This is a genomic window from Burkholderia sp. MSHR3999 (assembly GCF_000833595.1).
Taxonomy (GTDB): Bacteria; Pseudomonadota; Gammaproteobacteria; order Burkholderiales; family Burkholderiaceae; genus Burkholderia; species Burkholderia ubonensis.
Genome location: NZ_JRFO01000001.1, coordinates 1174170 through 1198529 on the forward strand (window position 1 = coordinate 1174170; position 24360 = coordinate 1198529).

Here is a 24360-nt window from a genome sequence, read left to right on the forward strand (position 1 = left end):
AGCGTGAACACCGACTTCGAAGCCACTCGTCCCGCGCTCGGCGCCGCCGGCGCGTTCGCTCGCCTGCGCGCGCTGCTGCGCATGGGGCCGGCCGACGGCCGCGTGTCCACGTTGAGCCGGCTCGCGATCGACGGCCTGCCGGACGAATGGACGCAGCTCGAGGCGGGCGGCCTGTATGCGGTCTATGCGGCCGCGCGCACGCCCGCATGCGACGCGCTCGTGTGGGAAAGCGCGCGCCAGGCGCGCACCCGCGACGTGACGGTCGTGCTCGCGCGCGACCACGCGAGCGTCGCCGCGCAACTGGGCGAGCGGGGCTTCGCGGGCGCCGGGCTCGCGCCCGGCTGGCCGCGCAACCTGAACGTGCTCGCGATGCCGCCGGCCGCCGCCGACACGCAGCCGGACGCCGCGCACGCCGCGCCGGGCCCGTTCGCGCGCCTGACGGGCGGGTTCCGCGCGATGAAGCGCTTCGGTTTTCACGCCCGCTCGCTGTATTTCGTCGAGGGCGCGGAGCGCTGGTTCAGCTGGAACGATCCCGTCGCGCTGGCGGAAGAGGGGCGCGCGTTCGCCGACTGGTGCCGGATGCACCGGATCGCGGTCGTGCTGCTGATGAATCCCGACGCCGGCCACGCGGGCGCGGACGACGCGGGCGCCGACGACCTGCCGCTCGTGCGCGATGCGCGCCGCACCCGGCGCAGCGCGTTCCATAGCGTCTGCGCGGGCGTCGCGCAGCTGCAGCGCACCCACGGCGAGCTGCTGTGGGTCGTCGATTTCTGGCGCGCGGGCGACACGCTCGCCGCGGGCGAGGTGCGGCCGCTGCGCTTCGCGCCGAGCGGCCGGCTGTCCGCGATCTTCGATGCCGATGCGCTCGTGCAGCCGCGCCAGATGAAGCTCGCGAGCGACGAGGACCGGGTGGTCGTGAGCCGCACGGTGGTCGACGGCGAGAACTGGGTGCCGAAGGACTGGGAGATCGTCGACGACAACGCCGCGGTGGTGGCCGCGTGCGCGAAGGCGCAGGCGGCCACCGCCGTGCTCGCGTTCCGCACCCGCACGCAGCTCGAGGCGCTGTGCGCGGACGTGCACACGCTGCGGCGGCAGTGCGGCGGCGCGCTGAAGATCGCGATCGTCGAGCGCGGCGAGGTGCTGCGCCATCAGTTCGAGATGCTGGTGCTGAGCCTCGGCGCGAACAGCGTGATCGGGCGCGACCTGCCGTTCTCGCGGCTGCAGGCCGCGGTGCGCTCGCTGCACGGCCAGCTGCAGGCGCGCCCGGTCGCGGCCGATTACCGCGCGGCGCTCGCCGCGGCGCTCGGCGACACGGTGCTCGGCTACCTGCCGGTCGGCGCGTTCTGCCTGCGGACCCGCGCGGTGCTCGATCGCGGCGCGGTGCTCGCGCTGTCGCACACGCTCGTGAAGATGACGCTGCTGCCCGGCGTCGCGCACGTCGACGCGCTGCGGCACTGCCTGCCGCGCCGCACGGGCGACGTGGTGACGGCCGACGCGGAGCACCTGTACGTGTTCCTGTTCGCGTGCGAGCCGGCCGACGCGGACGAAGCGCTCAAGCGGATCTTCGACGTGCCGGTCGACACGCTGTCCGACCGGGTCGTGCGCCTCGCGCACGGCAGCATCGACGCGGAGCTGAACGCGCTGAAGGCGGAGAACCGGCGCGCGCCGATCGCCGACTACAGCGACCTGTTCGCGGCCGCGCATCCGGCGGGCGGCGCGGGGGCGGATACGGTGACGCCGACGCAGGCAATCGATGCCGCCGGCGACGCGCCGGCACAGTCCGCCGTTGCCGCACCGCCGCCGGACGACCCGGCCGTCGCGCCGCCGCCGTCCGCCGCGCCGGTCGCGCCCGGTCCGCACCCTGTCGTTGCCGCGCGCGCGCGCGGCGCCACCCGCAGCGCGATGCCGCTGCGCAAGCCGGAGGCCTCATGATTGCCGACATCGTCATCGGTTTCGTCGTCGGCATCGCGATCGCGGTGCCGGTCTGGATAATCGCGCGGCACCTGGGCCTCGGCCGCGGCTTCCGCGCGCCGCGCCGGATCGACCCGCACGACGTGGTGCCGTGCGAGATCGTGCCGGTCGCGCTGCGCGGCCGGCTCTTGCCCGGGGCCGCCGACGTCGCCGCCGCCGGCCGCGAGGAGGCGCGATGAAGACGATCGCCGTCACGTCGACAGCCGGCGGCGCGGGCCGCACGACGCTCACCGCCGCGCTGGCCGTGCTGCTCGCGCGCCGCGGCCGGCCGGTGGTCGCCGTCGAGTTCGATCCGCAGAACCTGCTCGGCGCGCACCTTGGCCTCGACACGCTGTCCGGCGCGGGTCTCGCGCAGAGCCTGCTCGGCGACCCCGAGCCGTGGCATGCGCATACGTGGCGCAGCGCCGACGGCGTGCTGTTCGTTCCGTACGGGCACGTCGATGCGGCGCAGGCGGCCGCGTGCGACGCGCGGCTCGCCGCCGATCCGCAGTGGCTGTCGCGCGCGCTCAGCGACATCGCGCTGCCGGATGACGGCGTCGCGCTCGTCGACGCGGCGCGCTGCCCGTCGCTGCACGCCGAGCACGCGATTCGCGGCGCGGACCTGACGCTCGTCGTCGTGCCGCCCGAGCCCGCCGCGTGCGCGACCGTCGCCGCGCGCCTCGACGCGCTGAGGGCGGGCGGCGGCGCGCTGCGGATCGTCGTGAACCGGCTGAATCCGGCCCGCGACATGCAGCGCGACGCGCTCGCGATGCTGCGCGAGGCGGCGGGCCCGGCGGCGATCCTCGACCAGCGCATCCATCTCGACGCCGCCGTGCCCGAATCGTTCGCGCGCGGCAGCTGGATCTTCGACGATGCGCCGTATTCGCAGGTGTCGCACGACCTGCACGGCGTCGCGAACTGGGTCGACGCGTGGCTCGGCGCCGCCGTGACGGGGCGGACCGGGGGCCGGCGATGAAACCCGCCGCATTAGCCGCTGCATACGCCGCCGCGCGTGCGTTCGGCCGCCGCGCGCTCGACTGGCTCGCGCGCGGCATCGGGCTGCCCGCCGAGCGCACGCTGCTCGACTGGGTCGTGCGGCTGTTCTTCCACGCGCCGCGGCCCGGTCGGCCCGATCCCGTGGGCCGCCGCGCGCGCGCGGCGTTCCTGCGGCTGGCCGCCGACTGGGGCGTGCTGCAGCCGCTCAGCCCGCGCGAGTGGCTGTGGCGCGCGTTCGTGCGAGCGCCGCGCGCGGCCGGCAGCCGCACGGCGCGCGATCCGCTCGCATGGTTCGACAAGACCGTCGTCCCCGTGTACGTGTTCGTCCGCGCGATCGGGCGGAGCGTCGGCGCGCTCGTCGCGCGCCTGCCGTGGGACCGCTGGGGCGGCTGGATCGACGCGCGCGCGCAGCGGGTCGGCCGGCGCCGCTGGCTCGCGCCGCTGCTGCTCGCGGCCGGCGCGCTGCTGTGGGCGGCGGCCGGCATGTCGCCGCTGATGCCCGGCGCGCAGTTCGCGTTCTTCCTGATCGTCGCCGTGCTCGCGCTCGGCCTGCGCCGCCTGCCGGGCCACATGCCGACGCTCGCGCTCGCGTCGCTGGCGCTGCTCGCGATGGTGCGCTACGTGTGGTGGCGCGCGACCCAGACGCTCGATTTCCGCAGCCCGCTGGAGGCGTGGGCGGGCTACCTGCTGTTCGCGGCGGAAGCCTATACGTGGCTGATCCTGCTGCTCGGCTTCATCCAGACCGCGTGGCCGCTCGACCGGCCGGTCGTGCCGCTGCCCGACGATCCGCACGCGTGGCCGACGGTCGACGTGTACATCCCGACCTACAACGAGCCGCTGTCGGTCGTGAAGCCGACCGTGTTCGCCGCGCAGAGCATCGACTGGCCGAGCGCGAAGCTGCGCGTCTACCTGCTCGACGACGGCAAGCGGCCCGAGTTCGAGGCGTTCGCGCGCGAGGCCGGCGTCGGCTACCTGACGCGCGACGACAACCGCCACGCGAAGGCCGGCAACATCAACCGCGCGCTGCCGAAGACGCACGGCGAGTACGTCGCGATCTTCGACTGCGATCACGTGCCGACCCGCTCGTTCCTGCAGACGACGATGGGCGTGTTCCTGCGCGACCCGAAGTGCGCGCTGGTGCAGACGCCGCATCATTTCTTCTCGCCCGATCCGTTCGAGCGCAACCTCGGCACGTTCCGCCAGGTGCCGAACGAGGGCACGCTCTTCTACGGGCTCGTGCAGTCCGGCAACGACCTGTGGAACGCGACCTTCTTCTGCGGCTCGTGCGCGATCCTGAAGCGCAGCGCGCTCGAGGAGATCGGCGGCGTCGCGGTCGAGACCGTGACCGAGGACGCGCACACCGCGCTCAAGCTGCACCGCCTCGGCTACACGTCGGCGTACCTGCCGACCGTGCAGGCGGCGGGCCTCGCGACCGAGAGCCTCGCCGGCCACGTGAAGCAGCGCACGCGCTGGGCGCGCGGGATGGCGCAGATCTTCCGCATCGACAACCCGTTCCTCGGGCGCGGGCTCGGCTTCGTGCAGCGGATCTGCTACGGCAACGCGATGCTGCACTTCTTCTACGGCATTCCGCGGCTGATCTTCCTGACGATGCCGCTCGCGTACCTGTTCTTCCACCTGTACTTCATCAACGCGTCGGCGGTCGCGCTCGCGAGCTACGTCGTGCCGTACCTCGTGCTCGCGAACATCGCGAACTCGCGGATGCAGGGGCGCTTCCGCCATTCGTTCTGGGCGGAGGTCTACGAATCGGTGCTCGCGTGGTACATCGCGCTGCCGACGACCGTCGCGTTCCTGAGCCCGAAGCACGGCAAGTTCAACGTGACCGACAAGGGCGGCAAGATCGAGGAGGGCTACGTCGACTGGTCGACGTCGAAGCCGTACCTCGTGCTGTTCGCGGTGAACGTGATCGCGATTCTCGCCGGCCTGTCGCGCCTGATCGTGGATCAGGGCGACGAGGCGTCGACGATCCTGATCACGATGGGCTGGACCGTCTACAACCTCGCGATGCTCGGCGCGGCGCTCGCGGTCGCGCGCGAGGCGAAGCAGGTGCGGGTCACGCACCGGATCGCGATGCGCGTGCCGGCGACGCTCCTGCTCGCCGACGGCACGACGGCCGCGTGCTTCACCAGCGACTATTCGGCGGGCGGCCTCGGGCTCGAGGCGGTGCCGGGCCTGACGCTCGCGACGGGCGACACGCTGACCGTGTGCGTGACGCGCGGCGACCGGCCGTTCACGTTCCCGGTGCGCGTGTGCCGCGTCACGCCGGCGCACGTCGGCGTGAGCTTCGACGCGCTGACGCTCGAGCAGGAGCGGCAGCTCGTGCAGTGCACGTTCGGCCGCGCGGACGCGTGGCTCGACTGGCACCAGGGCGAGCGGCCCGACACGCCGCTGCGCGGGCTGAGGGAAGTGCTGAGAGTGGGCGTCGACGGTTACGTGCGCCTGTTGAAGGGCGTGTCGCGCAGCGCGCAGGCGATGCTGGCGCTCGACCGGGCGCGCGATTGACGCCGCCCACGATGGAGTTGTCTCGATGACGTTCTGGAACCTGTATTTCATCCTGAAATTCGCGCTGTACGCGACGGACCGCCTGCAGCCGCTGTGGCTCGCGAACCTCGCGTTCGCGCTGGCGCTCGCGGCGAGCGCGCCGATCCGGCGGCGCGTCTGGCGCATCGTGCGGCAGCTCGTGGCGCTCGCGATCGCGGTGCCGCTCCTCGCGCGCGAAGCGCACGCGCCGCCGCTCGCGCGGCTCGCCGACGCGCTGCGCGAAGTGAGCACGTTCCGGCTCGAATACTGGATGGAGCTCCTGCCGCGCCTGCTGCCGCCGATGCTGCTGATCGTCGTGGCCGGCGTGCTCGTCGCATACTTCGTCGCCAACCGCTGGCTGCGCGTCGCGACCTTCGTGCTGATCGCGCTCGTCGCGCTGCCGCTGTGGCAGGCGGGCAACGGGCTCGTCGCGCGCATCGCGTCGAACGCGCAGGCGCAAGCGCAGGCGTCGTCGGCCGGCGCGGCGCGCGCCGGCCAGCCGGAGGACCACAACGCGGCGCTCGCCGCGTTCCGCGCGCAGGAGTCGCAGCGGCAGGTCGCGTTCGGCCATCTCGGCAACGATCCGGCGACGCAGTTCGACGTGATCGTGCTGCACGTGTGCTCGCTCGCGTGGGACGACCTCGACGCGGCGAAGGTGCGCAACCATCCGATGCTGAGCCGCTTCGACTACCTGTTCACGAACTTCAGCTCGGCCGCGAGCTACAGCGGGCCAGCGGCGATCCGCGTGCTGCGCGCGAGCTGCGGGCAGGAGGCGCATGCGGACCTGTACAAGCCCGCGCCGCGGCAGTGCCAGCTGTTCGCGCAGCTCGCGCGCGCCGGCTACACCGCGCAGTCGCTGCTGAACCACGACGGCCACTTCGACAACTTCCTGGAGCTGATCCACGACAATCTCGGCGTGCCCGGCGCGCCGCTGGTGTCGAACGCGGCCGCGCCGGTCGCGATGCACGCGTTCGACGGCTCGGCGATCAAGGACGACTATGCGACGCTCGCAACCTGGTACGCGCAGCGCGCGTCGGTGCCGGGGCCGGTCGCGCTGTACTACAACACGATCAGCATGCACGACGGCAACCGCGTGGTCGGCAGTTCGCTGACCAGCATCGACTCGTATCCGCAGCGCGCGACGAAGCTGATGAACGACTTCGACCGGCTCGCCGACCTGATCGCGTCGTCGGGCCGGCGCGCGGTGATCGTGTTCGTGCCGGAGCACGGCGCGGCGCTGCGCGGCGACAGGAACCAGGTGGCCGGCCTGCGCGAGATCCCGACGCCGCGCATCGTGCACGTGCCGGTCGGCGTGCGGCTCGTCGGCTTCCCGGGCAACCACGGCACGACGACCGTGATCGACCAGCCGTCGAGCTTCCTCGCGCTCGCGCAGCTGCTGTCGAACCTCGTGTCGAACAGCCCGTTCAAGCCGGGCGCGACGCTCGCGCAATACGCGGCCGACCTGCCGCGCACGCGGATGATCGGCGAGAACGAGGGCACCGTGACGATGCAGACGGCCGCGGGCTACGCGGTCAAGACTCCGGATGGCGTATGGATCGACGAAAAGTGACCGCACCCGACTGCGACGACGCGCGCCTGTCGCAGCCCAACGACGTGATCGGGCTCGCGCGCCACCTGCCGGCGCTCGATCCGGATCGCTACGTCGACGAGCAGGCGCGCCGCGCGTATCTCGACGCGCTCGACCGGTGGCCGGCGCTCGCGAAGCTGATGGGGTTGCGAGAGGTGGGGCAATGATGCCGCGCGCCGGGAAGGGGTCGGTCGACCAGCCCGCGCCGGAGCCGCAGGCGGCGTTACCGCGGCGGTTCGTGACGGCGGCGCATCACTGCGCGCGGCGCTCCGGCTGACGCGTCCATTCGTTCTCTTCGCCCGGCACCTTGCCGAAGGTCTGCGCGGCCCACGCGTCGCGGGCCGCGTCGATTTTCGCGCGCGCGCTCGACACGAAATTCCATTCGACGAACCGATCGCCCGGCAGATGCGCGCCGCCGAGCAGCATCACGCGCGCGCCGCGCGCGCTGGCGAGCGCCACGGTCGCGCCCGGTTCGAGCACGGCCATCGTCGCGGGGGCGAGCGGCGTGCCGTCGATGCTCAGGTCGCCGTCGACGAGATACACGCCGCGTTCGTCGTGCTCCGCATCGAGCTCGAGCCGCCCGCCGGACGCGAATTCCGCAACCGCATAGAGCGTCGGCGAGAATACGGCGACCGGCGACTTGACCCCGAACGCGGTGCCCGCGATCACGCGCACGCTCGCGCCGTCGCGCGTGAACGACGGCAGCGTGTCGGCCGGATGATGGACGAACGCGGGCGCAACGTCCTCGTGCTCGAGCGGCAGCGCGACCCAGGTCTGGATCCCGTGCACCGGCTGTTCACGCGGCCGGTCCTCGTCAGGCGAACGCTCCGAATGCACGATGCCGCGGCCGGCCGTCATCCAGTTCACGTCTCCCGGCACGATCTTCTGCCGGAAGCCGAGGCTGTCGTGATGCATCAGCGAGCCATCGAACAGGTAGGTGACGGTCGCGAGCCCGATGTGCGGATGCGGCGGCACGTCGATGCCGCGGCCGGCCGGCAGGACAGCCGGGCCCATCTCGTCGAAGAAGATGAACGGGCCGACGAGGCGCGCGGCGCGCGCGGGCAGCACGCGGCGCACGACGAGGTTGCCGATGTCGCTTTCGCGCGGCGTGAGCAGGGTCTTGATCGATGCGGACATGGTGGGAGTCTCGTAGCGGATGCGGCAAGCGTCAGGCGATCGCGGTGTCGATCGTGATCGGTTGCGTGAGAATCTTGTGCACCGGGCACGCGTTCGCGATCTGCAGCAGGCGCTCGCGCTGCTCGCCGGACAGGTCGCCTTCGAACGTGATGCGGCGCACGATCGTGCTGCCCGCGCTGCCCGATTCGTGCGCGAGCTTCACGTGCACTTCGGCGAGCGGCCAGCCCTTGCGTTGCGCGTACATCTTCAGCGTGATCGCGGTGCAGGCGCCGAGGCTCGACAGCAGCAGCGCGACGGGCGTCGGCGCCGCATCGCCGCCGCCGAGCGACGCCGGTTCGTCGGCGCGCCACTGGTGGACGCCATCGCTGAAGTGGACGAGGTAATCGACCGAGCCGATGCTCGCTTCGACGGACAGTTCGCTCATTGCAGTTCCATAGGAAAAAAAGGGGGGCGGCGGTGTGGCCGTGCGTTAGGGTTCGAGCAGCCGCTGCAGCCGCAGTTCCTCGAAATCGAGCTCCGATTCGATCCGGTGCAGCACCGTGTCATCGACCTCGCCGTCGCGATGCAGGTCGAGCAGGGCCTGGCGCGACACGCCGACGAGCTCGAGCTCGACGCGCAGCATCCGTGCGCGCATGTCGGCCGGTTCGGCGCCTTGCCGGTGTGCGCGTTCGTTGAACGTGACGCGGTTGCGGTATTCGGCGAGCAGGCGGTCGAGCGAAGGGCGTTCGAGATTCGACCCGCGCTGCTCGAGCGCGTCGAGTTCGGCGAGCGCCGCGCCGAACGCGTATGCGCGCACCGCGTGCTCGGACATTGTGTGCCGCGCGGCCGGGCGCAACTTCAACGCGCGGATCAGCGGCGCGAGCGTGCCGCCCTGCACGACCAGCGTCGCGATGATCAGCAGGAACGTGCTGAACAGGATCAGGTCGCGGCCGGGGAAACCGCTCGGCAGTGCGATCGCGGCCGCGAGGCTCACGACGCCACGCATGCCGGACCAGCCGAGCACGATGGCTTCGCGCCACGACCATGGTGCGCGACCGGTGCGTTTCGCGCGCACGCGCGCCGGCAGCCACATCGCGGCGAACACCCACACGACGCGCGCGGCGATCGCGGCGGCGGTCGCCGGCAGCGCAACGCGCAGACCGCCCAGCAGCACCGCGCCTTCGTGGTTCACGCGCGCGAGGATCGCGTGCAGCGCGAGGCCGATCAGGATGAACACGAGCGCATCGAGCATGAACACGATCGCTTCCCAGGTCGCCTTCGCCTTGATCCGCAGGTCGGCGTCGAACACGCGATGCTGGCGCACGCCGAGCACGAGGCCGCAGGTCACGACGGACAGCACGCCCGAGCCGCCGACGGCCTCCGCGATCCCGTAGCTGCCCCACGCCATCGCGAAGGTCACGACGATGCCGAGCATCGGGTCGCGCAGGCGCGGCAGAACCAGGCACATTGCATGGCCGCACGTGAGGCCGACCGCGATGCCGATCAGCGTGAGCGAGAAGAACAGGCCCGTCGCGCCCGCGGTCGTGAGCGTCACGGCGAGCGCGGCCGATACGGCCATCTGATATAGCAGCAGGCCCGACGCATCGTTGACGAGGCTTTCGCCTTCGAGCACCGCGACGAGCCGCGCGGGCAGCGGATAGCGCTGCAGGATCGCCTTCGCGGCGACCGCGTCGGGCGGCGACACGATCGCGCCGAGCGTGAAGCATGCGGCCCACGGCAACGCCGAGTCGACCGCATGCACGGCGAGCGCGACCGCGACGGTCGTGAACGCGACCGCGCCGAGCGCGAGCGAAGCAATCGACGCGAGTTCGTGCCGGAATTCCTTCCACGCCGTATAGAATCCGCTCGACATCAGCAGCGGCGGCAGCACGGCCGCGAGCAACAGCGCCGGATCCATGTCGGGCACGCGCTTGCCCGCGATCGCCACCATGCAGCCGCCGAGCAGCAGCACGACGGCCGGCGGAATCGAGATCCGTTCGGCGAGCCACGTGAGTGCGCCCGCGCCGCAGATCAACAGCAGCAGGTAATGAAACAGCTCGACGTTGGTCATGCGCGGCCGGCGGCGACGGAATGCATCACGACGGCTTGCGGTCGTTCCCGGTGCCGCCGGGCAGCGCGCCGAACATGTGCTGGCTGCACTGCGCGTCGCGCCACGCGGTATTCAGTCGGTGGCCCGCGAGCATCCGGCGCGCGACGGGCAGGATCTGTTCGCCGGCCAGCATCCCGAGCAGGCCGGTGAGCGCAATGATCGGCGGCGCAGGCGAATTCACGCCGAGCGCGCCGTAGATGACGCCGGCGAGGATGCCGGCGAGCAGCGACAGGACATACGGTTTCATGGTGAGCGTCTCGTGATGGTCGACCGACGCCGAGGGGCGCCGTCAGAGTCCTGAAAGCGTAGCGGGTTTGCATGCAGAGCAAAAGGGTGGAATGCCTCGAACGGACGCCGATTCCGGAATTTCATCGATTCCGTTTCTTGGGTGTTCGCGCCGCGCGTTTGTTGATTAAATGCTCGAAGCCGGACAACAACGATCCGGTGCAACGCACACCCGGCGCCTCCCGTTTTCGCGGTCGAGGCAGGGGCTCCCTTTCCCGTTCACAGGACGACTCGCGCCATGAGCAACCCCAAGCTTGAAGTACTCACTCCGCAGAACAGCCAGCTGATCTTCATCGATCAGCAGCCGCAAATGGCGTTCGGCGTGCAATCGATCGACCGCCAGGCGCTGAAGAACAACGTCGTCGGGCTCGCGAAGGCCGCGAAGGCGTTCGATATTCCGACCATCATTACGACGGTCGAGACCGAGAGTTTTTCGGGCTTCACCTATCCCGAGCTGCTCGACGTGTTCCCGAACCAGCCGCTGCTCGAACGCACGTCGATGAACTCGTGGGACGACCAGAAGGTGCGCGACGCGCTCGCCGCGAACGGCCGCAAGAAGGTGGTCGTCGCGGGCCTGTGGACCGAGGTCTGCAATACAACCTTCGCGCTGTGCGCGATGCTCGAAGGCGACTACGAGATCTACATGGTGGCCGATGCGTCGGGCGGCACGTCGAAGGACGCGCACGACTTTGCGATGCAGCGGATGGTGCAGGCCGGCGTAGTGCCCGTCACGTGGCAGCAGGTCATGCTCGAATGGCAGCGCGACTGGGCGCGCCGCGACACGTACGACGCGGTGATGGCGATCGCGAAGGAACACTCGGGCGCGTACGGGATGGGCGTCGACTACGCATACACGATGGTTCACAAGGCCGCGCAGCGCACCGCGACGCCGCATGAGTCGCTCGCGGCCGTGCCGGCAAAGTGACGGGCCGCCGGCCGCGCTCGCCGCGGCCGGCGCAACGGCCGCCGCGCGTTCAGGCCGCGGGCAGCGCCCACGGCGCGTGCGAGAAGTGGTCGGCGAGGAAGTCGAGCAGCACCGTCAAGCGCGCGGCGCGCAGCATGCCGGGCGGCGTGACGAGGTTGACGTTGATGTCGGCGATCTTCCAGTCGGGCATCACTTCCTCGAGCTCGCCGCGCTGCAGCGCTTCCCACACCAGGAACTCCGGTTGCAGCGCAAGGCCGTGGCCGGCGAGAAGCGCGGGGACGATCACGTCGGCGTTGTTGGTGCGGATGCGTCCTTGCACGGACACGCCGACATCCTCGCCCGATGCCGGGTGACGGAAGCGCCAGTATTCGGGCGTCGGCAGGTTCGTGTAGGTGAGGCATGCGTGCTGTTCGAGGTCGCGCGGGTGCGCCGGCCGGCCGCGCCGGTCGAGGTACGCGGGCGACGCGACGAGCGGCCGGCGCACCGCGCATAGCCGGCGCGAGCGCAGCGACGAATCGCTCAGCTCGGCGATGCGGATCGCGACGTCGAAGCCGCCGGACACGATGTCGACGAGGTGATCGGTGAGCACGAGATCGATGTCGACGCGCGGATAGCGTTCAAGAAACGTGGGCAGTAGCGGCGCGAGATGGCGCAGGCCGAACGACATCGGCGCATTCACGCGCACGACGCCGTGCGGCTCCAGCGCCTGCGCGGACGCGTCGCTCTCGATCAGCTCGGCATCGGCGAGCAGGCGGATTGCGCGATCGCGCAGCAGTTCGCCGGTCGGCGTGAGCGACAGCCTGCGCGACGTGCGGTACAGCAGCATCGCGCCGAGGCGCTTTTCGAGGCGCGCGATCGCCTTCGACACGGTCGGTTGCGATACGCCGAGCAGGTCGGCGGCCTTCGCGAACGAACCGGTCTCCGCGACGCGCGCAAAAATGGCCCAGGCTTCGAGATCAGGAAGATGTTGCATGGTCGGAACGGGTGGCAGGGAAGCGAAACGGATCCGACGCACCGCGAACGCGGGCGTGCGATGCAGGTGATTCTAATCCGGCCGGGAGAAAAATCGTTATGGAATCTTATCTACTTTCGTTGGGCGCCGGTATGCTGATCGGCGTCGTGTACAGCGTGATCAAGGTGCGCTCGCCGGCGCCGCCGCTGATCGCGCTGGTCGGCCTGGCCGGCATGCTGATCGGCGCACAGGCGATCGCGCCGGTCCGTCACTGGCTCGGCTTCTGACCGCATCGAGGACACGTTCACGAGTGCAATCAATACACAACCGGATCTCATCCTGCACAACGGGCGCATCACGACGCTCGATCGTGCGAACCCCGTCGCGACGGCCGTCGCGATCAAGGACGGCCGTTTCGTCGCGGTCGGCGGCAACGCGGACGTCATGCCGCTCGCGGGCCGCGCGACGAAGGTCGTTGACCTCGAGGGCCGCGCCGTGCTGCCGGGCCTGATCGACAACCATACGCACGTGATTCGCGGCGGCCTGAACTACAACCTGGAGCTGCGCTGGGACGGCGTGCGTTCGCTCGCCGTCGCGATGGAGATGCTCAGGCGGCAGGTCGCGATCACGCCCGCGCCGCAATGGGTGCGCGTGGTCGGCGGATTCACCGAACACCAGTTCGCCGAGAAGCGCCTGCCGACGATCGAGGAACTCAACGCGGCCGCGCCCGATACGCCGGTGTTTATCCTGCACCTGTATGACCGTGCGCTGCTGAATGCTGCCGCGCTGCGCGTGGTCGGCTACACGAAGGACACGCCGGAGCCGCCGGGCGGAACGATCCTGCGCGACGCCGCGGGCAACCCGACCGGGCTGCTGCTCGCGAACCCGAACGCGACGATCCTCTACGCGACGCTCGCGAAGGGGCCGAAGCTGCCGTTCGAATACCAGTACAACTCGACGCGCCACTTCATGCGCGAACTGAACCGTCTCGGCGTGACGGGCGTGATCGATGCGGGAGGCGGGTCGCAGAATTATCCCGACGATTACGAAGTGATCCGCAAGCTGCACGACGCGGGCGAGATGACGGTGCGGATCGCGTACAACCTGTTTACGCAGAAGCCGAATGCCGAGAAGGAAGACTTCGTGAACTGGACGAAGAGCGTCAAGTATCACGACGGCACCGACTACTTCCGCCATAACGGCGCGGGCGAAATGCTGGTGTTCTCGGCGGCCGATTTCGAGGACTTCCGCGTCGCGCGCCCCGATCTGCCGGCGCAGATGGAAGACGACCTCGAAGGCGTCGTGCGCGTGCTTGCGCAGAACCGCTGGCCGTGGCGCATGCATGCGACCTACGATGAAACCATCAGCCGTGCGCTCGACGTGTTCGAAAAGGTCAACAAGGACATCCCGCTCGACGGCCTGAACTGGTTCTTCGATCACGCGGAAACCGTTACCGAAAAATCGATGGATCGTATTGCGGCGCTGGGCGGTGGCATCGCCGTGCAGCATCGGATGGCGTATCAGGGCGAATACTTCGTCGAGCGCTATGGCGCACCGGCGGCCGAAGCGACGCCGCCCGTCGCGAAGATGCTGTCGAAGGGCATCAAGGTCTCGGCCGGCACCGACGCGACGCGTGTCGCGTCGTACAACCCTTGGGTGTCGCTCGCATGGCTCGTGACGGGCAAGACGGTCGGCGGGCTGCGGATGTATCCGCAGCGCAACCTGCTCGATCGCGAGACCGCGCTACGCATGTGGACTGAGTACGTGACGTGGTTCTCGAACGAGGAGGGGAAGAAAGGGCGCATCGCGGTCGGGCAGCTTGCCGATCTGATGGTCCCGGATCGCGATTTCTTCACGTGTGCCGAGGACGACATCGTGGACACGACCGCGTTGCTGACGGTGGTAGGCGGCAAGATCGTGTGGGGTGCGGGGCCGTTCGCGTCGCACGATGCGCCGATTCCGCCGGCGATGCCGGACTGGTCGCCCGTGCGCGAGTACGGCGGCTACGGTGGCTGGGGTGCGACGCAGCGCAACGGCGCGCCGCTGCAGCGCGCGGCGGCCGCCGCGATGTGCGGCTGCGCGAACGCGTGCAACGTGCACCAGCATGCGCATGCGAGCGCGTGGGGAAGCGCCTTGCCGACGTCGGACGCGAAGGGCTTCTGGGGCACGTTCGGCTGTTCGTGCTGGGCGGTCTGACATGGCCGTCTCGATCAACCGCGGCGGCTCCCACAACCCGGCATGGGTTCGCGCGCTGCTGTCGCGGCCGTGGTTCCTGCCGCTCGCGCGGCTCGCGCTGGTTTCCGCCTACCTGATCGGCGGCGTCGCGAAGGCGCTGGATTTCGACGGCGCGGTCGCCGAGCAGGCGCATTTCGGCCTGCATCCGGCCGCGCTGTGGGCGGCGCTCGCGATCGCGGTCGAGATCGCCGGCTCGCTGTGCGTGGTGCTGAATCGGTTCACGTGGCTCGGCGCCGGCAGTCTCGGCATGCTGACGATCGTCGCGATGGCGGTGGCGAACGATTTCTGGAACCGCGCGGGCGCCGGGCAATTCATGGCGCTCAACAGCTTTTTCGAGCATCTCGGGCTGATTGCGGCACTCGCGCTCGCGACCCTGCTCGCCGATGCGAAGCATACGGTCGGCGACGGCCGAACCACTCGATGACGATGAAACAACAAGGGAATCCTTTCATGAAAACCATTCGTTCCGTGTTGCTCGCCGCGCTGATCGCGGGCGGCCTCGCCGTCGCGGCCGTCGCGTTCGCGCAGACACCGGCCACGAAGGCCGTCGCGACGCCGGCCGTCGCGGTCGGCCCGCAGTACGACACGACTCACGTGTGCGTGTCGCCCGACGATTTCGACCGCTTTACCGACAGTTTCGTCGCGACCTTCGGCGGCAAGAAGTCGAAGCAGGGCGTGTTCCAGGTTACGCCGACGCCGAGCCAGACGATGTCGCAACTCGTGCTCACGCCGGTCGGCACGATCTCCGTGTTCGGTTTCAAGACGCCGGTCCCCTGGCCGTTCGGGGCGGAGCGCACGGGCTATCTGGTCACCGACATGGACGCGGCGGTAAAGGTCGCGCGTGAGCATGGTGCGGACGTGATCGTCGACACGTTTCCCGACCCGATCGGCCGCGACGCGATCGTCAGCTGGCCGGGCGGCGTGAACATGCAACTCTACTGGCATACCGAAGCGCCGCACTACGACGCACTGCAGACGATTCCCGATAATCGTGTGTACGTGTCGCCGCAAAGCGTGCGCAAGTTCGTTCACGATTTCGTCAAGTTCTCGAACGGCAGGGTAGTGTCCGACAACCTCAAGGCGCCCGGCAGCGAAATCGGCCGGCCGAACGACACGTATCGCCGCATCCGCATCGAGTCGGGCTTCGGCAAGATGACCGTGCTCGTGACAGATGGCCATCTGCCTTATCCGTTCGGGCGCGAAACGACCGGCTATGAGGTGCAGCATCTCGACGCGACGCTGGAGAAGGCCAAGGCCGCCGGCGTGACCGTGCTCGTGCCGCCGTTCGCGTCGGACGGCCGCGACGCGGCGCTCGTGCAGTTCCCGGGCGGCTACGTCGCCGAGATCCACGCTGGCGCCGCGCGATGACGCACGAAGACACGATCCTGGCCGCGGTGGCCGGCTTCGTCGACACGTTGAGCTTCGTCGCGCTGTTCGGGCTGTTCACCGCGCACGTGACGGGCAACTTCGTGCTGATCGGCGCGGGCATCGCGGGGTTCGGGCAGGGCATCCTGATGAAGCTGAGCGTGTTTCCCGCATTCGTGTGCGGCGTCGTCGCGAGCAACCTGATCGCGCGATCGCTGTCCGCGCGGCCCGCATGGCAGTGCGCGCGCGCGCTGCATGCGGTGCAGGCCGTGCTGCTGCTCGGCTTTTGCGCGGCCGGCGTGTGGGCGACGCCGATCACGCAGCCCGACAGCCTGCCGGCGCTGCTGGCCGGCATCGTCGGCACGTTCGCGATGGGCGTGCAGAACGCGCATCCGCGCGTGATCCCGCGCGCCGGCGTGCCGAACACGGTGATGACGGGCAACGTCACGCAGGCGATCCTCGACGTCGTCGACCTGCTGTCCGCCGGCACGGCCGACAGCGTGCGCGCGACCGCACGTGCACGCTTCGGCAAGATGTTGCCGGCAATCATCGCGTTTGCATTCGGTGCGGCATGCGGCGCGCTCGGATTCCGCTATGCCGGGTTCTGGGCGCTGCTCGCGCCCGTCTGTGCGCTTGCGGTGCTGGCGCTGGGCGCGGCGCAATCGGCCGGCGCCGTCACGCAGGAGCGAGCATGAACGGGCGGCGGGAACGGAAGCATCACGGCCGCCGTTTCGATCGTGCGGCCCGCGCGTCGGTCGTCGCGGGGCTGCTGCTCGCGGGGGGCGACGCTGCGTTCGCGGAAGCGGCGCCGGCATCGGCACCGGCCGCGGACAGCACCGCATCGACATGCACGGCCAAGCGGCCGACCGTGCTGTTCAACCGCTGGCAGGAAGACTGGTCGGTGCTCGTGAATCCGTGCGTGCCGCGCGCACCGCTCGACGGGCTGAAGTACATCCCGCTCGGCAACGATCCGGCGTCCTATCTGTCGCTCGGCGTGAACCTGCGCGAGCGCCTGGAGACCAACGACGCGCCGCTGTTCGGCATCGGCTCCGCGCAGTCGGACACGTACCTGATCCAGCGCGTCGAAGTGCATGCCGATGCGCATCTCGGTCAGCACTGGCAGTTCTTCGTGCAGTTGCAGGACGACCGTGCATTCGGCAAGAACACGATCTCGCCGGTCGACAGGAACCCGCTTGATCTCGAACAGGCGTTCGCGACCTACACGGGTGCGCTCGGCGGCGGCACGTTCAAGTTCCGCGTCGGCCGGCAGGAGATGGCGTTCGACCTGCAGCGCTTCATCGCCGCGCGCGACGGCCCGAATGTGCGACAGGCTTTCGATGCGGTGTGGGTCGACTACGAATACCGGAAGTGGCGCTTCATCGCGTATGCGACGCAGCCCGTGCAGAACCGCGCCGTGTCCGAGTTCGACGACGTGTCGAACCGCGACCTCACGTTCAGCGGCGTGCGCTTCGAGCGGCAGTCGGTCGGGCCCGGCGACCTGTCGGGCTACTGGTCGCGCTACAACCGCAGCAACGCGCGTTTTCTCGACGCGAGCGGTGCCGAGCGCCGCGACGTGTGGGACTTGCGCTATACGGGCACGCAGGGCCGCTTCGACTGGGATCTCGAAACGATGCTGCAGACGGGCACGGTCGGCAACAGCTCGATCCGCGCGTGGGCGCTGGGTTCGATCGCCGGCTACCGGCCCGACGCGCCGTGGTCGCCGCGCATCGCGCTGCAGGTCGATGCGGCGTCGGGCGACCGGCATCCGCACGACGGCCGCGTCGGCACCTTCAACCCGCTGTTTCCGAACGGCTATTACTTCACGCTAGCGGGCTTCACCGGTTACTCGAACCTGATCCACGTGAAGCCGTCGGTAACGCTGAAGCCGTTGCCGAACCTGTCGCTGCTCGGCGCGCTCGGTTTCCAGTGGCGCGAGACGACCGGTGACGCCGTCTACCAGCAGGGTAACGCGGCAGTGCCGGGCACGGCCGGCAAGGGCGGGTTGTGGACGGGGATGTATGTGCAATTGCGGGCGGACTGGACGATTGCCGCGAACCTGATCGGTGCGGTCGAGGCCGTGCATTTCCAGGTGGGCGACGCGATCCGGCAAGCGGGCGGGCACAACGCCGATTACGTTGGCGTCGAGCTGAAGTATGGGTGGTAGGGCGTGTCCGCCGTCGAAGGGGCGCACGATGTGTGGTGTCGAATGAATGCGCATGTGCAGGTGCTTGAGCGTTCGGAGCGGCTGCTGGTCGTGCGCTGGGTCGAGCCGGGGCGTGCGCACTTCGGCGAGCAGCACTGGAAACCCGGGCGGGCGCGGCACCCGGGCGTTTGCGTGTTGTCGGGGGTGCAGATTGCGTACGGGGATGAGGTGTTCCGCCCGAGCGGGCGGCCGACACCGCGAAATGCGCGCGCGATGATTCTGGCTGTCGCACTCGATGGTGCCGACCGCGCGTGCGGGCGCGGGGCGTGATTGCGCGCGCGGAGAACGCGATGATGGTTGCGGGAACGGAACCGGCCGGCGTGCGACGCCGGCCGGTTCTCCGTTACAGGTTCGGCGACAGCGTGAGCGCGTTGGTCAGGTCGCCCATCGGCTGCGCGCCGTTCTGCTTCAGCGCGTCGTCGCGTTGCTGCAGGCCCGCGAGGCGCGGCAGCGCGTAGCGGCGCGTGATGAAGCGCAGGATCGAGCCCGTGTCGTACTGCGTGTGGTCGACGAAGCCCTTCTTCGCGAACGGCGACACGATCAGCGCCGGGATGCGCGTGCCCGGGCCCCAGCGGTCGCCGGTCGGCGGCGCGGCGTGATCCCAGAAGCCGCCGTTCTCGTCGTACGTGACGATCACGACCATGTTGTTCCACTGCGGGCTCTTCTGCAGGTGCGAGATCACGTCGGCGATGTGCTGGTCGCCCGACGTCACGTCCGTGTAGCCCGGGTGCTCGTTCAGGTTGCCCTGCGGCTTGTAGAACGTCACCGCCGGCAGCGTGCCCGCGTCGATCGCCTGGATGAACGCCGCGCCGTTCGCGCCGCCGTCGAGCAGGTGCTGCGCGCGGCTCGCGGTGCCCGGCGCCTGGTTCGCGAAGTAGTTGAACGGCTGGTGGTGCGGCTGGAAGTTCGGCGTCGACAGGTCCGGGCCGTAGATCACGCCCGACGTGCCGCTCTGGCTCGCCGCGAGCGCCTGGCCCCACGCGCCGCCGTACCACGCCCACGACACGTTTGCGTTGGTCAGCAGGTCGCCGATGTTGGTTGCCGTCTGCGGCGGCATCGTCGACGCGTTGGCCGGATCGGCGAGCAGCGGGTCGCCGCCCGTGGCCGCCTTGTTGCCGCTCGGCTGGTACGGCGGCTGCATCGTGTTGACCGCGTAGAAGTCGGGCGTGAGCGCGCCGTCGTTGACGAACTTCGGCGGGCCGCTCAGCGCGGAAGCGGGCGAGTTCGCGGCGACGGCCAGCGACTTGCCGTCCGCGTTCAGCACCGCGATCTTGCCGGCCGCCGGGCTCGTGTTCGCGTTCGCATAGAACGGCGCGCATGCGCAGATCAGGTACTGGTGGTTCAGGAACGAGCCGCCGAACGCGCCCATGAAGAAGTTGTCGGCGAGCACGTACTGCTGCGCGATCTTCCACAGCGGCAGCTTCGACGGGTCCGGCGTGTAGTGGCCCATCGTCAGGCCGCCCGCGTCGGTCCATGCGGCGTACATGTCGTTCTTGCCGCCGTTGATCTGCATCTGGTCCTGGTAGAAGCGGTGCACGATGTCGCGCGTCGCGATGCTCATCGACTGGTTGAAGCCGTTCGGATCGTCGATCGCGAACGGCGCGTTCGGCAGGTTGGCCGTCATCGCCTCGGTGACCGCCGGCGTGATGCCGGTCGCGGTCAGGCCGCCCCAGACCTTCGGCAGCGTCGCCATCGTCGAGCCGTCGCGATCCTTCTGCACCGAGTTCGCGGCCGTCACGTTCTGCAGGCCGTTCGCGCCCGGGAAGTTGCCGTACAGGTTGTCGAAGCTGCGGTTTTCCGCATAGATCACGACGACGTTCTTGACGGCCGACAGGCCCTGCTGCGTGACGTCGTCGCCGCCGCAGGCGGTCAGGCTGAGCGCGGCCGCGAGGGCGATCGGCGTGTAGCGAATCCAGGCGTGCTTCTTCATGCGGTGTTCTCTCTTTCGTTGTTTGTCGCGTGCGGGAACCGGGTTGTATTGGAGCCGGCGCGAAAGGTGCCGGGCGCCGACCGGCTGCGCGCATTATCTGGAACCGATTTGACAGGCGGGTGTAGGGGCGCTTTCAATTCACTGTCGGTGGAAAGTCACGCAACGGTCACGGAACTGACATAAGCTCCGGCCGACTTTCCATCGCTACAAGAAGAACGACGATGCACAGCAATCCGACTTCCTTCGCGTTCGCGCGATCGTTGATCCATGCCGCGGCGGCGCTGGCGCTGGCCGCCGGGCTCGCGGCGCTCGCCGGCTGCGATGCAAGGCCCGGCGCGAGCGCGCCGGTCGCGCCCGTCGTGCCGGCCGCGCAGGCCGCGCCCGCGGTCGCGCCGGCCAGCCAGCCGCAGACGCGCGCGCAGGTGTTCGAGGGCGTGAAGCAGATGACGGCGCTCGGCAAGCAGCTGTTCTTCGATCCGTCGCTGTCGGGTTCCGGCAAGCTCGCGTGCGCGTCGTGCCACAGCGCCGAGCATGCGTTCGGGCCGCCGAACGCGCTGTCGGTGCAGCTCGGCGGCGACGACATGCGTCGCCCCGGGTTCCGCGCGGTGCCGTCGCTGAAGTACCTGCGCGGCATTCCGCCGTTCAGCGAGCACTTCCACGATTCGCCCGACGAGGGCGACGAAAGCGTCGACGCGGGCCCGACGGGCGGGCTGACGTGGGACGGCCGCGTCGACACGCGCGACGCGCAGGCGCGCATTCCGCTCACGTCGCCGTTCGAGATGAGCAGCTCGCCCGCGAAGGTCGCGAAGGCGGTGCGCGCGGCGCCGTACGTCGACGCGTTCCGCAAGGCGTTCGGCGACACGGTGCTCGCCGACGACCAGGCGACCTTCGACGCGGTGCTGCGCGCGCTCGACGCGTTCCAGCAGCAGCCGGCGCTGTTCGATCCGTACACGAGCAAGTACGACGCGTACCTGGCCGGCCGCGCGCAGCTCACGCCCGCCGAGCTGCGCGGGCTGCAGCTGTTCAACGACGAGAAGAAGGGCAACTGCGCGAGCTGCCACCTGAGCCAGCGCACGCTCGAAGGCGGCCCGCCGCAGTTCAGCGACTTCGGGCTGATCGCGATCGGCGTGCCGCGCAACCGCGCGCTGCCCGTCAACCGCGACCCGCGCTTTTACGATCTCGGCGCGTGCGGGCCGGAGCGCACCGACCTGAAGGGGCGCGGCGAGTTCTGCGGGCTGTTCCGCACGCCGTCGCTGCGCAACGTCGCGACGCGCAAGACGTTCTTCCACAACGGCGTCTACCACTCGCTCGAGGACGTGATGCGCTTCTACGTCGAGCGCGACATCCATCCGGAAAAGTTCTATCCGGTCGTGCACGGCAAGGTGCAGCGCTTCGACGACCTGCCGAAGCGCTACTGGGACAACATCAACCGCGAGCCGCCGTTCGACCGCAAGCCCGGCGACCAGCCGGCGCTGAACGAGGCCGAGATCAAGGACGTGATCGCGTTCCTCAACACGCTGACCGACGGCTATCAGGCCGCGGCGACGCAGGCGAGCCGCTGAGCGGCGCGCCCGGCGGGGCGCGCATGCTATCCTCGCTGGCTGACGCGCGGGGCGGCGAGGGTCGCGCCGCGCGGTTCGAACGATCAGCCAAGGAGAACAACATGTCGATGCGTGCATCCCTTTCCGTCGTCGCGCGCCTGCTGGCCGGCGCCGCGTGTGTCGCCGCCGCGCTGCCGGCGCACGCGCAAAGCAATCTCGGTTTCCTGAACGACACGCCGATCACGTACTTCAGCAAGGCGGACGTCGCGTCGCTGACGAAGGCCGTGCAGCAGGCCCGCGACGAGGGCAAGGACGGCGAAACCACGACCTGGCAGAACAGCGGCGGGCGCACGCCGCTCGAAGCGAAGCTCACGCCCACGACGTCCGACAAGGACGGCAAGACCTGCCGCGAGATCGCGACCGAGATCGCCGCGAAGGGCCAGTCGATGACGCTCAAGCCCGTCTACTGCAAGACCGCCGCGGGCAAGTGGCAGCTGCAGAAGCGCTGAGCGCAGCGCCGATGAAAGCGGGCGGCGCGCCGCGCACGGTGTCGTGCGGCGTCGTGATCCTCGACGCAGCGGGACGCGTGTTCCTCGCGCACGCGACGGACACGACGCACTGGGACATCCCGAAAGGGCAGGGCGAGCCCGGCGAAGCGCCGATCGACGCGGCGCTGCGCGAGCTGCTCGAGGAAACCGGGATCGCGCTCGCGCCGGAGCGGCTCGTCGATCTCGGCCGCTTCGTCTACCGCCAGGAAAAGGATCTGCATCTGTTCGCGGTGCGCGTCGCCGACGACGAGCTGGACCTGGCTCGCTGCGTGTGCACGTCGCTGTTCCCGAGCCGGCGCGACGGGTCGATGATCCCCGAGATGGATGCGTATCGCTGGACGGCGCCCGGCGATGTCGACGCGTACGCGAGCCGCAGCCTCGCGCGGCTGTTCAGGACGACGCTGTCGCTCGCGGATTTGCACCGGCGCCTGCCGCGCGCGTGAGCGCGGGGCAATGCTTGCGCGGAAGGCATCTTTAAAGGCGTGCGCGACAAATGCATGGTGTGAATCGTAGAAGATATCGGTATTCTTTTATTAAAATAATTAGTTTGAAAATGCTTGTTCGTATGGAGCATTAAAATCCATGTGAATAAAATTGCACGACAATTCGCATCGTCAGAGGAGTTGCATGCGATTGCCGTTGGTGCACAGGGTAATGGTCTGATTTCCATACGAATCGGCCGACTGTGCGCGAAGTCTCTGGAATATCGAAAATTTCCTGGAAATCCGCGTACTAAAACATTTGTAATGTTCACATCGTACGGTGCGGTTCCGTGTTCGGTATGACGTCAGTCGAATTCGGTCTTCGATTTATATTCGTCACGGGTTGAAATCCGTCAATTACTCGCCTAGGCTTAATCCAAAAAAAATGAAAATGCCGCTCACCTCGTCGTGAGCTGAATGGGTGTCCGGGGGCGTGTAGTAAATCAAGACGAATCGGCGACTATGGACACTTGCTTCCAGCAGAGATTTTCGACACTCCGTCAGTAGCGCCTTAGCGCGCCTTCGCCAACGCATGCGTGTGGATTCACGCATGCGTTGCAAAGCCGGCTCGTCTTTTCCTTATTGCGGACGCGCGTCGCCGTGCGCGTCGCGTGTGGGTGGCGGGTGAATCGACCCGCTGTGAAGTGGCGAATGAAGGAGGGGCTCATGGACAAGCGCGAAAGGAAGTCGACCTTGCTTTTCAGCACGCTGCGACGATGGCGCATGCCCGTCGTGCGGCACCGGCGCAGTCTGAAACTGTTTCCTTTTCGCTTGAACGGAGACCCGTCATGAAACAGGCGTTGAAACACGGACGCATGCTTGCATTCACAACCGGCGTCCTTCTCGGCATCTCGCTTGCTCCGGCCACCTTTGCGCAAAGCGCAGGCTCCGCCGTCTACCCGCCGGGGAATGCGGTTTCCGGATTGAGCTATGGCGAATGGTCCGCAACGTGGTGGCAATGGCTGCTAGCCATCCGGACCGGGCCCGGAAACGACCCGAACCCGCAGGACCAGTCGAACGGCGCCGTCGACTGCAGCCTCAATCAGTCGGGACCGGTGTGGTTCCTCGCGGGCAGCGGTTCAGGCTCGACCGTCATCCGCACGTGCTCCGGCAATATCTCGTCGACGACCGCGCTTTTTCTTCCACTGATCAACGTCGAGTGCTCGACTCAGGACCAGCCTCCGTTTCATTGCACCGATGCGGCATCGTGCCGCCAGTGCGCCGCGAGTTTTGCGAATTACATCGGCCCGACCACGTTGCATCTGTCGATTGATGGCGTCGAGGTGCTGAACGGCGTACAGGGTTTCCGCGCGCAATCCCCGTTCTTCGGTTTCACGACTCCGAAAAACTACAACATCCTCGGGTCCGCCGGTGGGTCCGGCATGTCGGTCAGCGACGGATACTGGGCGATGCTCAGGCCGCTGTCGCCCGGTCGGCACACGATCCGGTTTGGCGGCGCGCTCGTCCGCGGCCCGTACCCGGGCTTCACGCAGGATGCCACGTTCAACGTCACGGTGTCGCAATAGGGCAGGTCGAAAGACGTCGCGAGGTGCCAGACGCAGGCAGTCAATGAAAAACCCGGCTCGCGAGCCGGGT

At 69.0% G+C, this 24360-nt stretch carries 24 protein-coding genes; 18 read left to right on the forward strand and 6 right to left on the reverse strand.

Features of this window, described 5'->3' with window-relative positions:
- Nucleotides 1-3: 3 nt before the first annotated feature.
- The 6 genes from bcsE to KY49_RS05690 are packed head-to-tail and all read left to right on the forward strand — an operon-like array spanning nt 4 to nt 7239.
- Nucleotides 4-1932 carry a cellulose biosynthesis protein BcsE gene (bcsE, locus tag KY49_RS05665; protein WP_042583716.1) on the forward strand — a complete coding sequence of 643 codons (1929 nt, stop codon included), beginning with the start codon at nt 4-6 and terminating at the stop codon, nt 1930-1932.
- Entirely contained in the window at nt 1929-2150 is a 222-nt protein-coding gene (locus KY49_RS05670; RefSeq protein ID WP_042583717.1) for a hypothetical protein, read from the forward strand. The genes bcsE and KY49_RS05670 overlap by 4 nt, the downstream gene beginning before the upstream one ends.
- Entirely contained in the window at nt 2147-2926 is a 780-nt protein-coding gene (gene bcsQ, locus KY49_RS05675; protein WP_042583718.1) for a cellulose biosynthesis protein BcsQ, read from the forward strand. The genes KY49_RS05670 and bcsQ overlap by 4 nt, the downstream gene beginning before the upstream one ends.
- Nucleotides 2923-5466: a UDP-forming cellulose synthase catalytic subunit gene (bcsA, locus tag KY49_RS05680; protein WP_042583719.1), complete on the forward strand. Its 2544-nt coding sequence runs from the start codon at nt 2923-2925 to the stop codon at nt 5464-5466. Before bcsQ ends, bcsA begins: the two co-directional genes overlap by 4 nt.
- 25 nt (nt 5467-5491) lie before the next feature.
- Nucleotides 5492-7054 carry a cellulose biosynthesis protein BcsG gene (bcsG, locus tag KY49_RS05685; RefSeq protein WP_042583720.1) on the forward strand — a complete coding sequence of 521 codons (1563 nt, stop codon included), beginning with the start codon at nt 5492-5494 and terminating at the stop codon, nt 7052-7054.
- Nucleotides 7036-7239, forward strand: a complete 204-nt coding sequence (locus KY49_RS05690; RefSeq protein ID WP_042583721.1) for a hypothetical protein — start codon at nt 7036-7038, stop codon at nt 7237-7239. Before bcsG ends, KY49_RS05690 begins: the two co-directional genes overlap by 19 nt.
- A gap of 85 nt (nt 7240-7324) precedes the next feature.
- Here the strand turns inward: KY49_RS05690 and KY49_RS05695 are convergent, their stop codons facing one another.
- From KY49_RS05695 to KY49_RS05710, 4 genes are read right to left on the reverse strand one after another with little or no spacing between them, the layout of a single operon-like run.
- Nucleotides 7325-8209, reverse strand: coding sequence for a pirin family protein (locus KY49_RS05695; RefSeq protein WP_042583722.1), 885 nt, complete (start codon nt 8207-8209; stop codon nt 7325-7327).
- A 31-nt stretch (nt 8210-8240) separates the two neighbouring features.
- Complete coding sequence (locus KY49_RS05700) at nt 8241-8633, reverse strand: OsmC family protein (protein WP_042583723.1); 393 nt, start codon at nt 8631-8633, stop codon at nt 8241-8243.
- A gap of 45 nt (nt 8634-8678) precedes the next feature.
- Nucleotides 8679-10259 carry a cation:proton antiporter gene (locus KY49_RS05705; RefSeq protein WP_042583724.1) on the reverse strand — a complete coding sequence of 527 codons (1581 nt, stop codon included), beginning with the start codon at nt 10257-10259 and terminating at the stop codon, nt 8679-8681.
- A 25-nt stretch (nt 10260-10284) separates the two neighbouring features.
- On the reverse strand, nt 10285-10545 hold the full coding sequence (locus KY49_RS05710) for a XapX domain-containing protein (RefSeq protein ID WP_042583725.1): 261 nt from the start codon (nt 10543-10545) through the stop codon (nt 10285-10287).
- 276 nt (nt 10546-10821) lie between these two features.
- Between KY49_RS05710 and KY49_RS05715 the strand changes: the two genes are divergently transcribed.
- Nucleotides 10822-11508: a hydrolase gene (locus KY49_RS05715; protein ID WP_042583726.1), complete on the forward strand. Its 687-nt coding sequence runs from the start codon at nt 10822-10824 to the stop codon at nt 11506-11508.
- A 49-nt stretch (nt 11509-11557) separates the two neighbouring features.
- On the opposite strand, the gene KY49_RS05720 is transcribed toward KY49_RS05715, so the two are convergent.
- On the reverse strand, nt 11558-12481 hold the full coding sequence (locus KY49_RS05720; RefSeq protein WP_042583727.1) for a LysR family transcriptional regulator: 924 nt from the start codon (nt 12479-12481) through the stop codon (nt 11558-11560).
- A gap of 98 nt (nt 12482-12579) precedes the next feature.
- Between KY49_RS05720 and KY49_RS05725 the strand changes: the two genes are divergently transcribed.
- Genes KY49_RS05725 through KY49_RS05755 form a run of 7 tightly spaced genes read left to right on the forward strand, consistent with a single transcriptional unit; the run spans nt 12580 to nt 18533 of the window.
- On the forward strand, nt 12580-12747 hold the full coding sequence (locus KY49_RS05725; protein ID WP_042583728.1) for a DUF1427 family protein: 168 nt from the start codon (nt 12580-12582) through the stop codon (nt 12745-12747).
- A 4-nt stretch (nt 12748-12751) separates the two neighbouring features.
- Entirely contained in the window at nt 12752-14656 is a 1905-nt protein-coding gene (locus tag KY49_RS05730; RefSeq protein ID WP_042583729.1) for an amidohydrolase, read from the forward strand.
- A 1-nt stretch (nt 14657) separates the two neighbouring features.
- A complete protein-coding gene (locus KY49_RS05735) occupies nt 14658-15119 on the forward strand; it encodes a DoxX family protein (protein ID WP_042583730.1) in 462 nt (153 codons plus the stop codon).
- A gap of 26 nt (nt 15120-15145) precedes the next feature.
- Nucleotides 15146-16063, forward strand: a complete 918-nt coding sequence (locus KY49_RS05740) for a glyoxalase/bleomycin resistance/dioxygenase family protein (RefSeq protein WP_042583731.1) — start codon at nt 15146-15148, stop codon at nt 16061-16063.
- Nucleotides 16060-16755 carry a YoaK family protein gene (locus KY49_RS05745; protein ID WP_042583732.1) on the forward strand — a complete coding sequence of 232 codons (696 nt, stop codon included), beginning with the start codon at nt 16060-16062 and terminating at the stop codon, nt 16753-16755. The genes KY49_RS05740 and KY49_RS05745 overlap by 4 nt, the downstream gene beginning before the upstream one ends.
- Nucleotides 16752-18224, forward strand: coding sequence for an alginate export family protein (locus KY49_RS05750; protein ID WP_042583733.1), 1473 nt, complete (start codon nt 16752-16754; stop codon nt 18222-18224). Before KY49_RS05745 ends, KY49_RS05750 begins: the two co-directional genes overlap by 4 nt.
- 42 nt (nt 18225-18266) lie before the next feature.
- Complete coding sequence (locus tag KY49_RS05755; protein WP_042583734.1) at nt 18267-18533, forward strand: DUF3331 domain-containing protein; 267 nt, start codon at nt 18267-18269, stop codon at nt 18531-18533.
- Nucleotides 18534-18606: 73 nt separating this feature from the next.
- On the opposite strand, the gene KY49_RS05760 is transcribed toward KY49_RS05755, so the two are convergent.
- Entirely contained in the window at nt 18607-20193 is a 1587-nt protein-coding gene (locus tag KY49_RS05760) for an acid phosphatase (protein ID WP_042583735.1), read from the reverse strand.
- Between the two features lie 221 nt (nt 20194-20414).
- On the opposite strand from KY49_RS05760, the gene KY49_RS05765 reads away from it, so the two are divergent.
- From KY49_RS05765 to KY49_RS34420, 4 genes are all read left to right on the forward strand, one after another.
- On the forward strand, nt 20415-21755 hold the full coding sequence (locus tag KY49_RS05765; RefSeq protein WP_042583736.1) for a cytochrome-c peroxidase: 1341 nt from the start codon (nt 20415-20417) through the stop codon (nt 21753-21755).
- A 101-nt stretch (nt 21756-21856) separates the two neighbouring features.
- Nucleotides 21857-22243, forward strand: a complete 387-nt coding sequence (locus KY49_RS05770; protein WP_042583737.1) for a hypothetical protein — start codon at nt 21857-21859, stop codon at nt 22241-22243.
- Between the two features lie 11 nt (nt 22244-22254).
- On the forward strand, nt 22255-22725 hold the full coding sequence (locus KY49_RS05775; protein ID WP_042583738.1) for an NUDIX hydrolase: 471 nt from the start codon (nt 22255-22257) through the stop codon (nt 22723-22725).
- 827 nt (nt 22726-23552) lie between these two features.
- Nucleotides 23553-24290, forward strand: a complete 738-nt coding sequence (locus KY49_RS34420) for a hypothetical protein (RefSeq protein WP_156162433.1) — start codon at nt 23553-23555, stop codon at nt 24288-24290.
- The last annotated feature ends 70 nt before the right edge of the window (nt 24291-24360 follow it).

What these genes read in the sequence shown, in the direction of transcription:
- KY49_RS05725 (WP_042583728.1), top strand. Translation starts at nt 12,580, where the DNA reads ATGGAATCTTATCTACTTTCGTTGGGCGCCGGTATGCTGATCGGCGTC.
- KY49_RS34420 (WP_156162433.1), top strand. Translation starts at nt 23,553, where the DNA reads ATGAAACAGGCGTTGAAACACGGACGCATGCTTGCATTCACAACCGGC.
- KY49_RS05775 (WP_042583738.1), top strand. Translation starts at nt 22,255, where the DNA reads ATGAAAGCGGGCGGCGCGCCGCGCACGGTGTCGTGCGGCGTCGTGATC.
- bcsG (WP_042583720.1), top strand. Translation starts at nt 5,492, where the DNA reads ATGACGTTCTGGAACCTGTATTTCATCCTGAAATTCGCGCTGTACGCG.
- KY49_RS05705 (WP_042583724.1), bottom strand. Translation starts at nt 10,259, where the DNA reads ATGACCAACGTCGAGCTGTTTCATTACCTGCTGCTGTTGATCTGCGGC.
- KY49_RS05755 (WP_042583734.1), top strand. Translation starts at nt 18,267, where the DNA reads ATGAATGCGCATGTGCAGGTGCTTGAGCGTTCGGAGCGGCTGCTGGTC.
- KY49_RS05715 (WP_042583726.1), top strand. Translation starts at nt 10,822, where the DNA reads ATGAGCAACCCCAAGCTTGAAGTACTCACTCCGCAGAACAGCCAGCTG.
- KY49_RS05735 (WP_042583730.1), top strand. Translation starts at nt 14,658, where the DNA reads ATGGCCGTCTCGATCAACCGCGGCGGCTCCCACAACCCGGCATGGGTT.
- KY49_RS05770 (WP_042583737.1), top strand. Translation starts at nt 21,857, where the DNA reads ATGTCGATGCGTGCATCCCTTTCCGTCGTCGCGCGCCTGCTGGCCGGC.
- KY49_RS05720 (WP_042583727.1), bottom strand. Translation starts at nt 12,481, where the DNA reads ATGCAACATCTTCCTGATCTCGAAGCCTGGGCCATTTTTGCGCGCGTC.
- KY49_RS05710 (WP_042583725.1), bottom strand. Translation starts at nt 10,545, where the DNA reads ATGAAACCGTATGTCCTGTCGCTGCTCGCCGGCATCCTCGCCGGCGTC.
- KY49_RS05740 (WP_042583731.1), top strand. Translation starts at nt 15,146, where the DNA reads ATGAAAACCATTCGTTCCGTGTTGCTCGCCGCGCTGATCGCGGGCGGC.
- KY49_RS05695 (WP_042583722.1), bottom strand. Translation starts at nt 8,209, where the DNA reads ATGTCCGCATCGATCAAGACCCTGCTCACGCCGCGCGAAAGCGACATC.
- bcsA (WP_042583719.1), top strand. Translation starts at nt 2,923, where the DNA reads ATGAAACCCGCCGCATTAGCCGCTGCATACGCCGCCGCGCGTGCGTTC.
- KY49_RS05700 (WP_042583723.1), bottom strand. Translation starts at nt 8,633, where the DNA reads ATGAGCGAACTGTCCGTCGAAGCGAGCATCGGCTCGGTCGATTACCTC.
- KY49_RS05760 (WP_042583735.1), bottom strand. Translation starts at nt 20,193, where the DNA reads ATGAAGAAGCACGCCTGGATTCGCTACACGCCGATCGCCCTCGCGGCC.
- KY49_RS05745 (WP_042583732.1), top strand. Translation starts at nt 16,060, where the DNA reads ATGACGCACGAAGACACGATCCTGGCCGCGGTGGCCGGCTTCGTCGAC.
- KY49_RS05690 (WP_042583721.1), top strand. Translation starts at nt 7,036, where the DNA reads ATGGATCGACGAAAAGTGACCGCACCCGACTGCGACGACGCGCGCCTG.
- KY49_RS05765 (WP_042583736.1), top strand. Translation starts at nt 20,415, where the DNA reads ATGCACAGCAATCCGACTTCCTTCGCGTTCGCGCGATCGTTGATCCAT.
- KY49_RS05750 (WP_042583733.1), top strand. Translation starts at nt 16,752, where the DNA reads ATGAACGGGCGGCGGGAACGGAAGCATCACGGCCGCCGTTTCGATCGT.
- KY49_RS05670 (WP_042583717.1), top strand. Translation starts at nt 1,929, where the DNA reads ATGATTGCCGACATCGTCATCGGTTTCGTCGTCGGCATCGCGATCGCG.
- bcsQ (WP_042583718.1), top strand. Translation starts at nt 2,147, where the DNA reads ATGAAGACGATCGCCGTCACGTCGACAGCCGGCGGCGCGGGCCGCACG.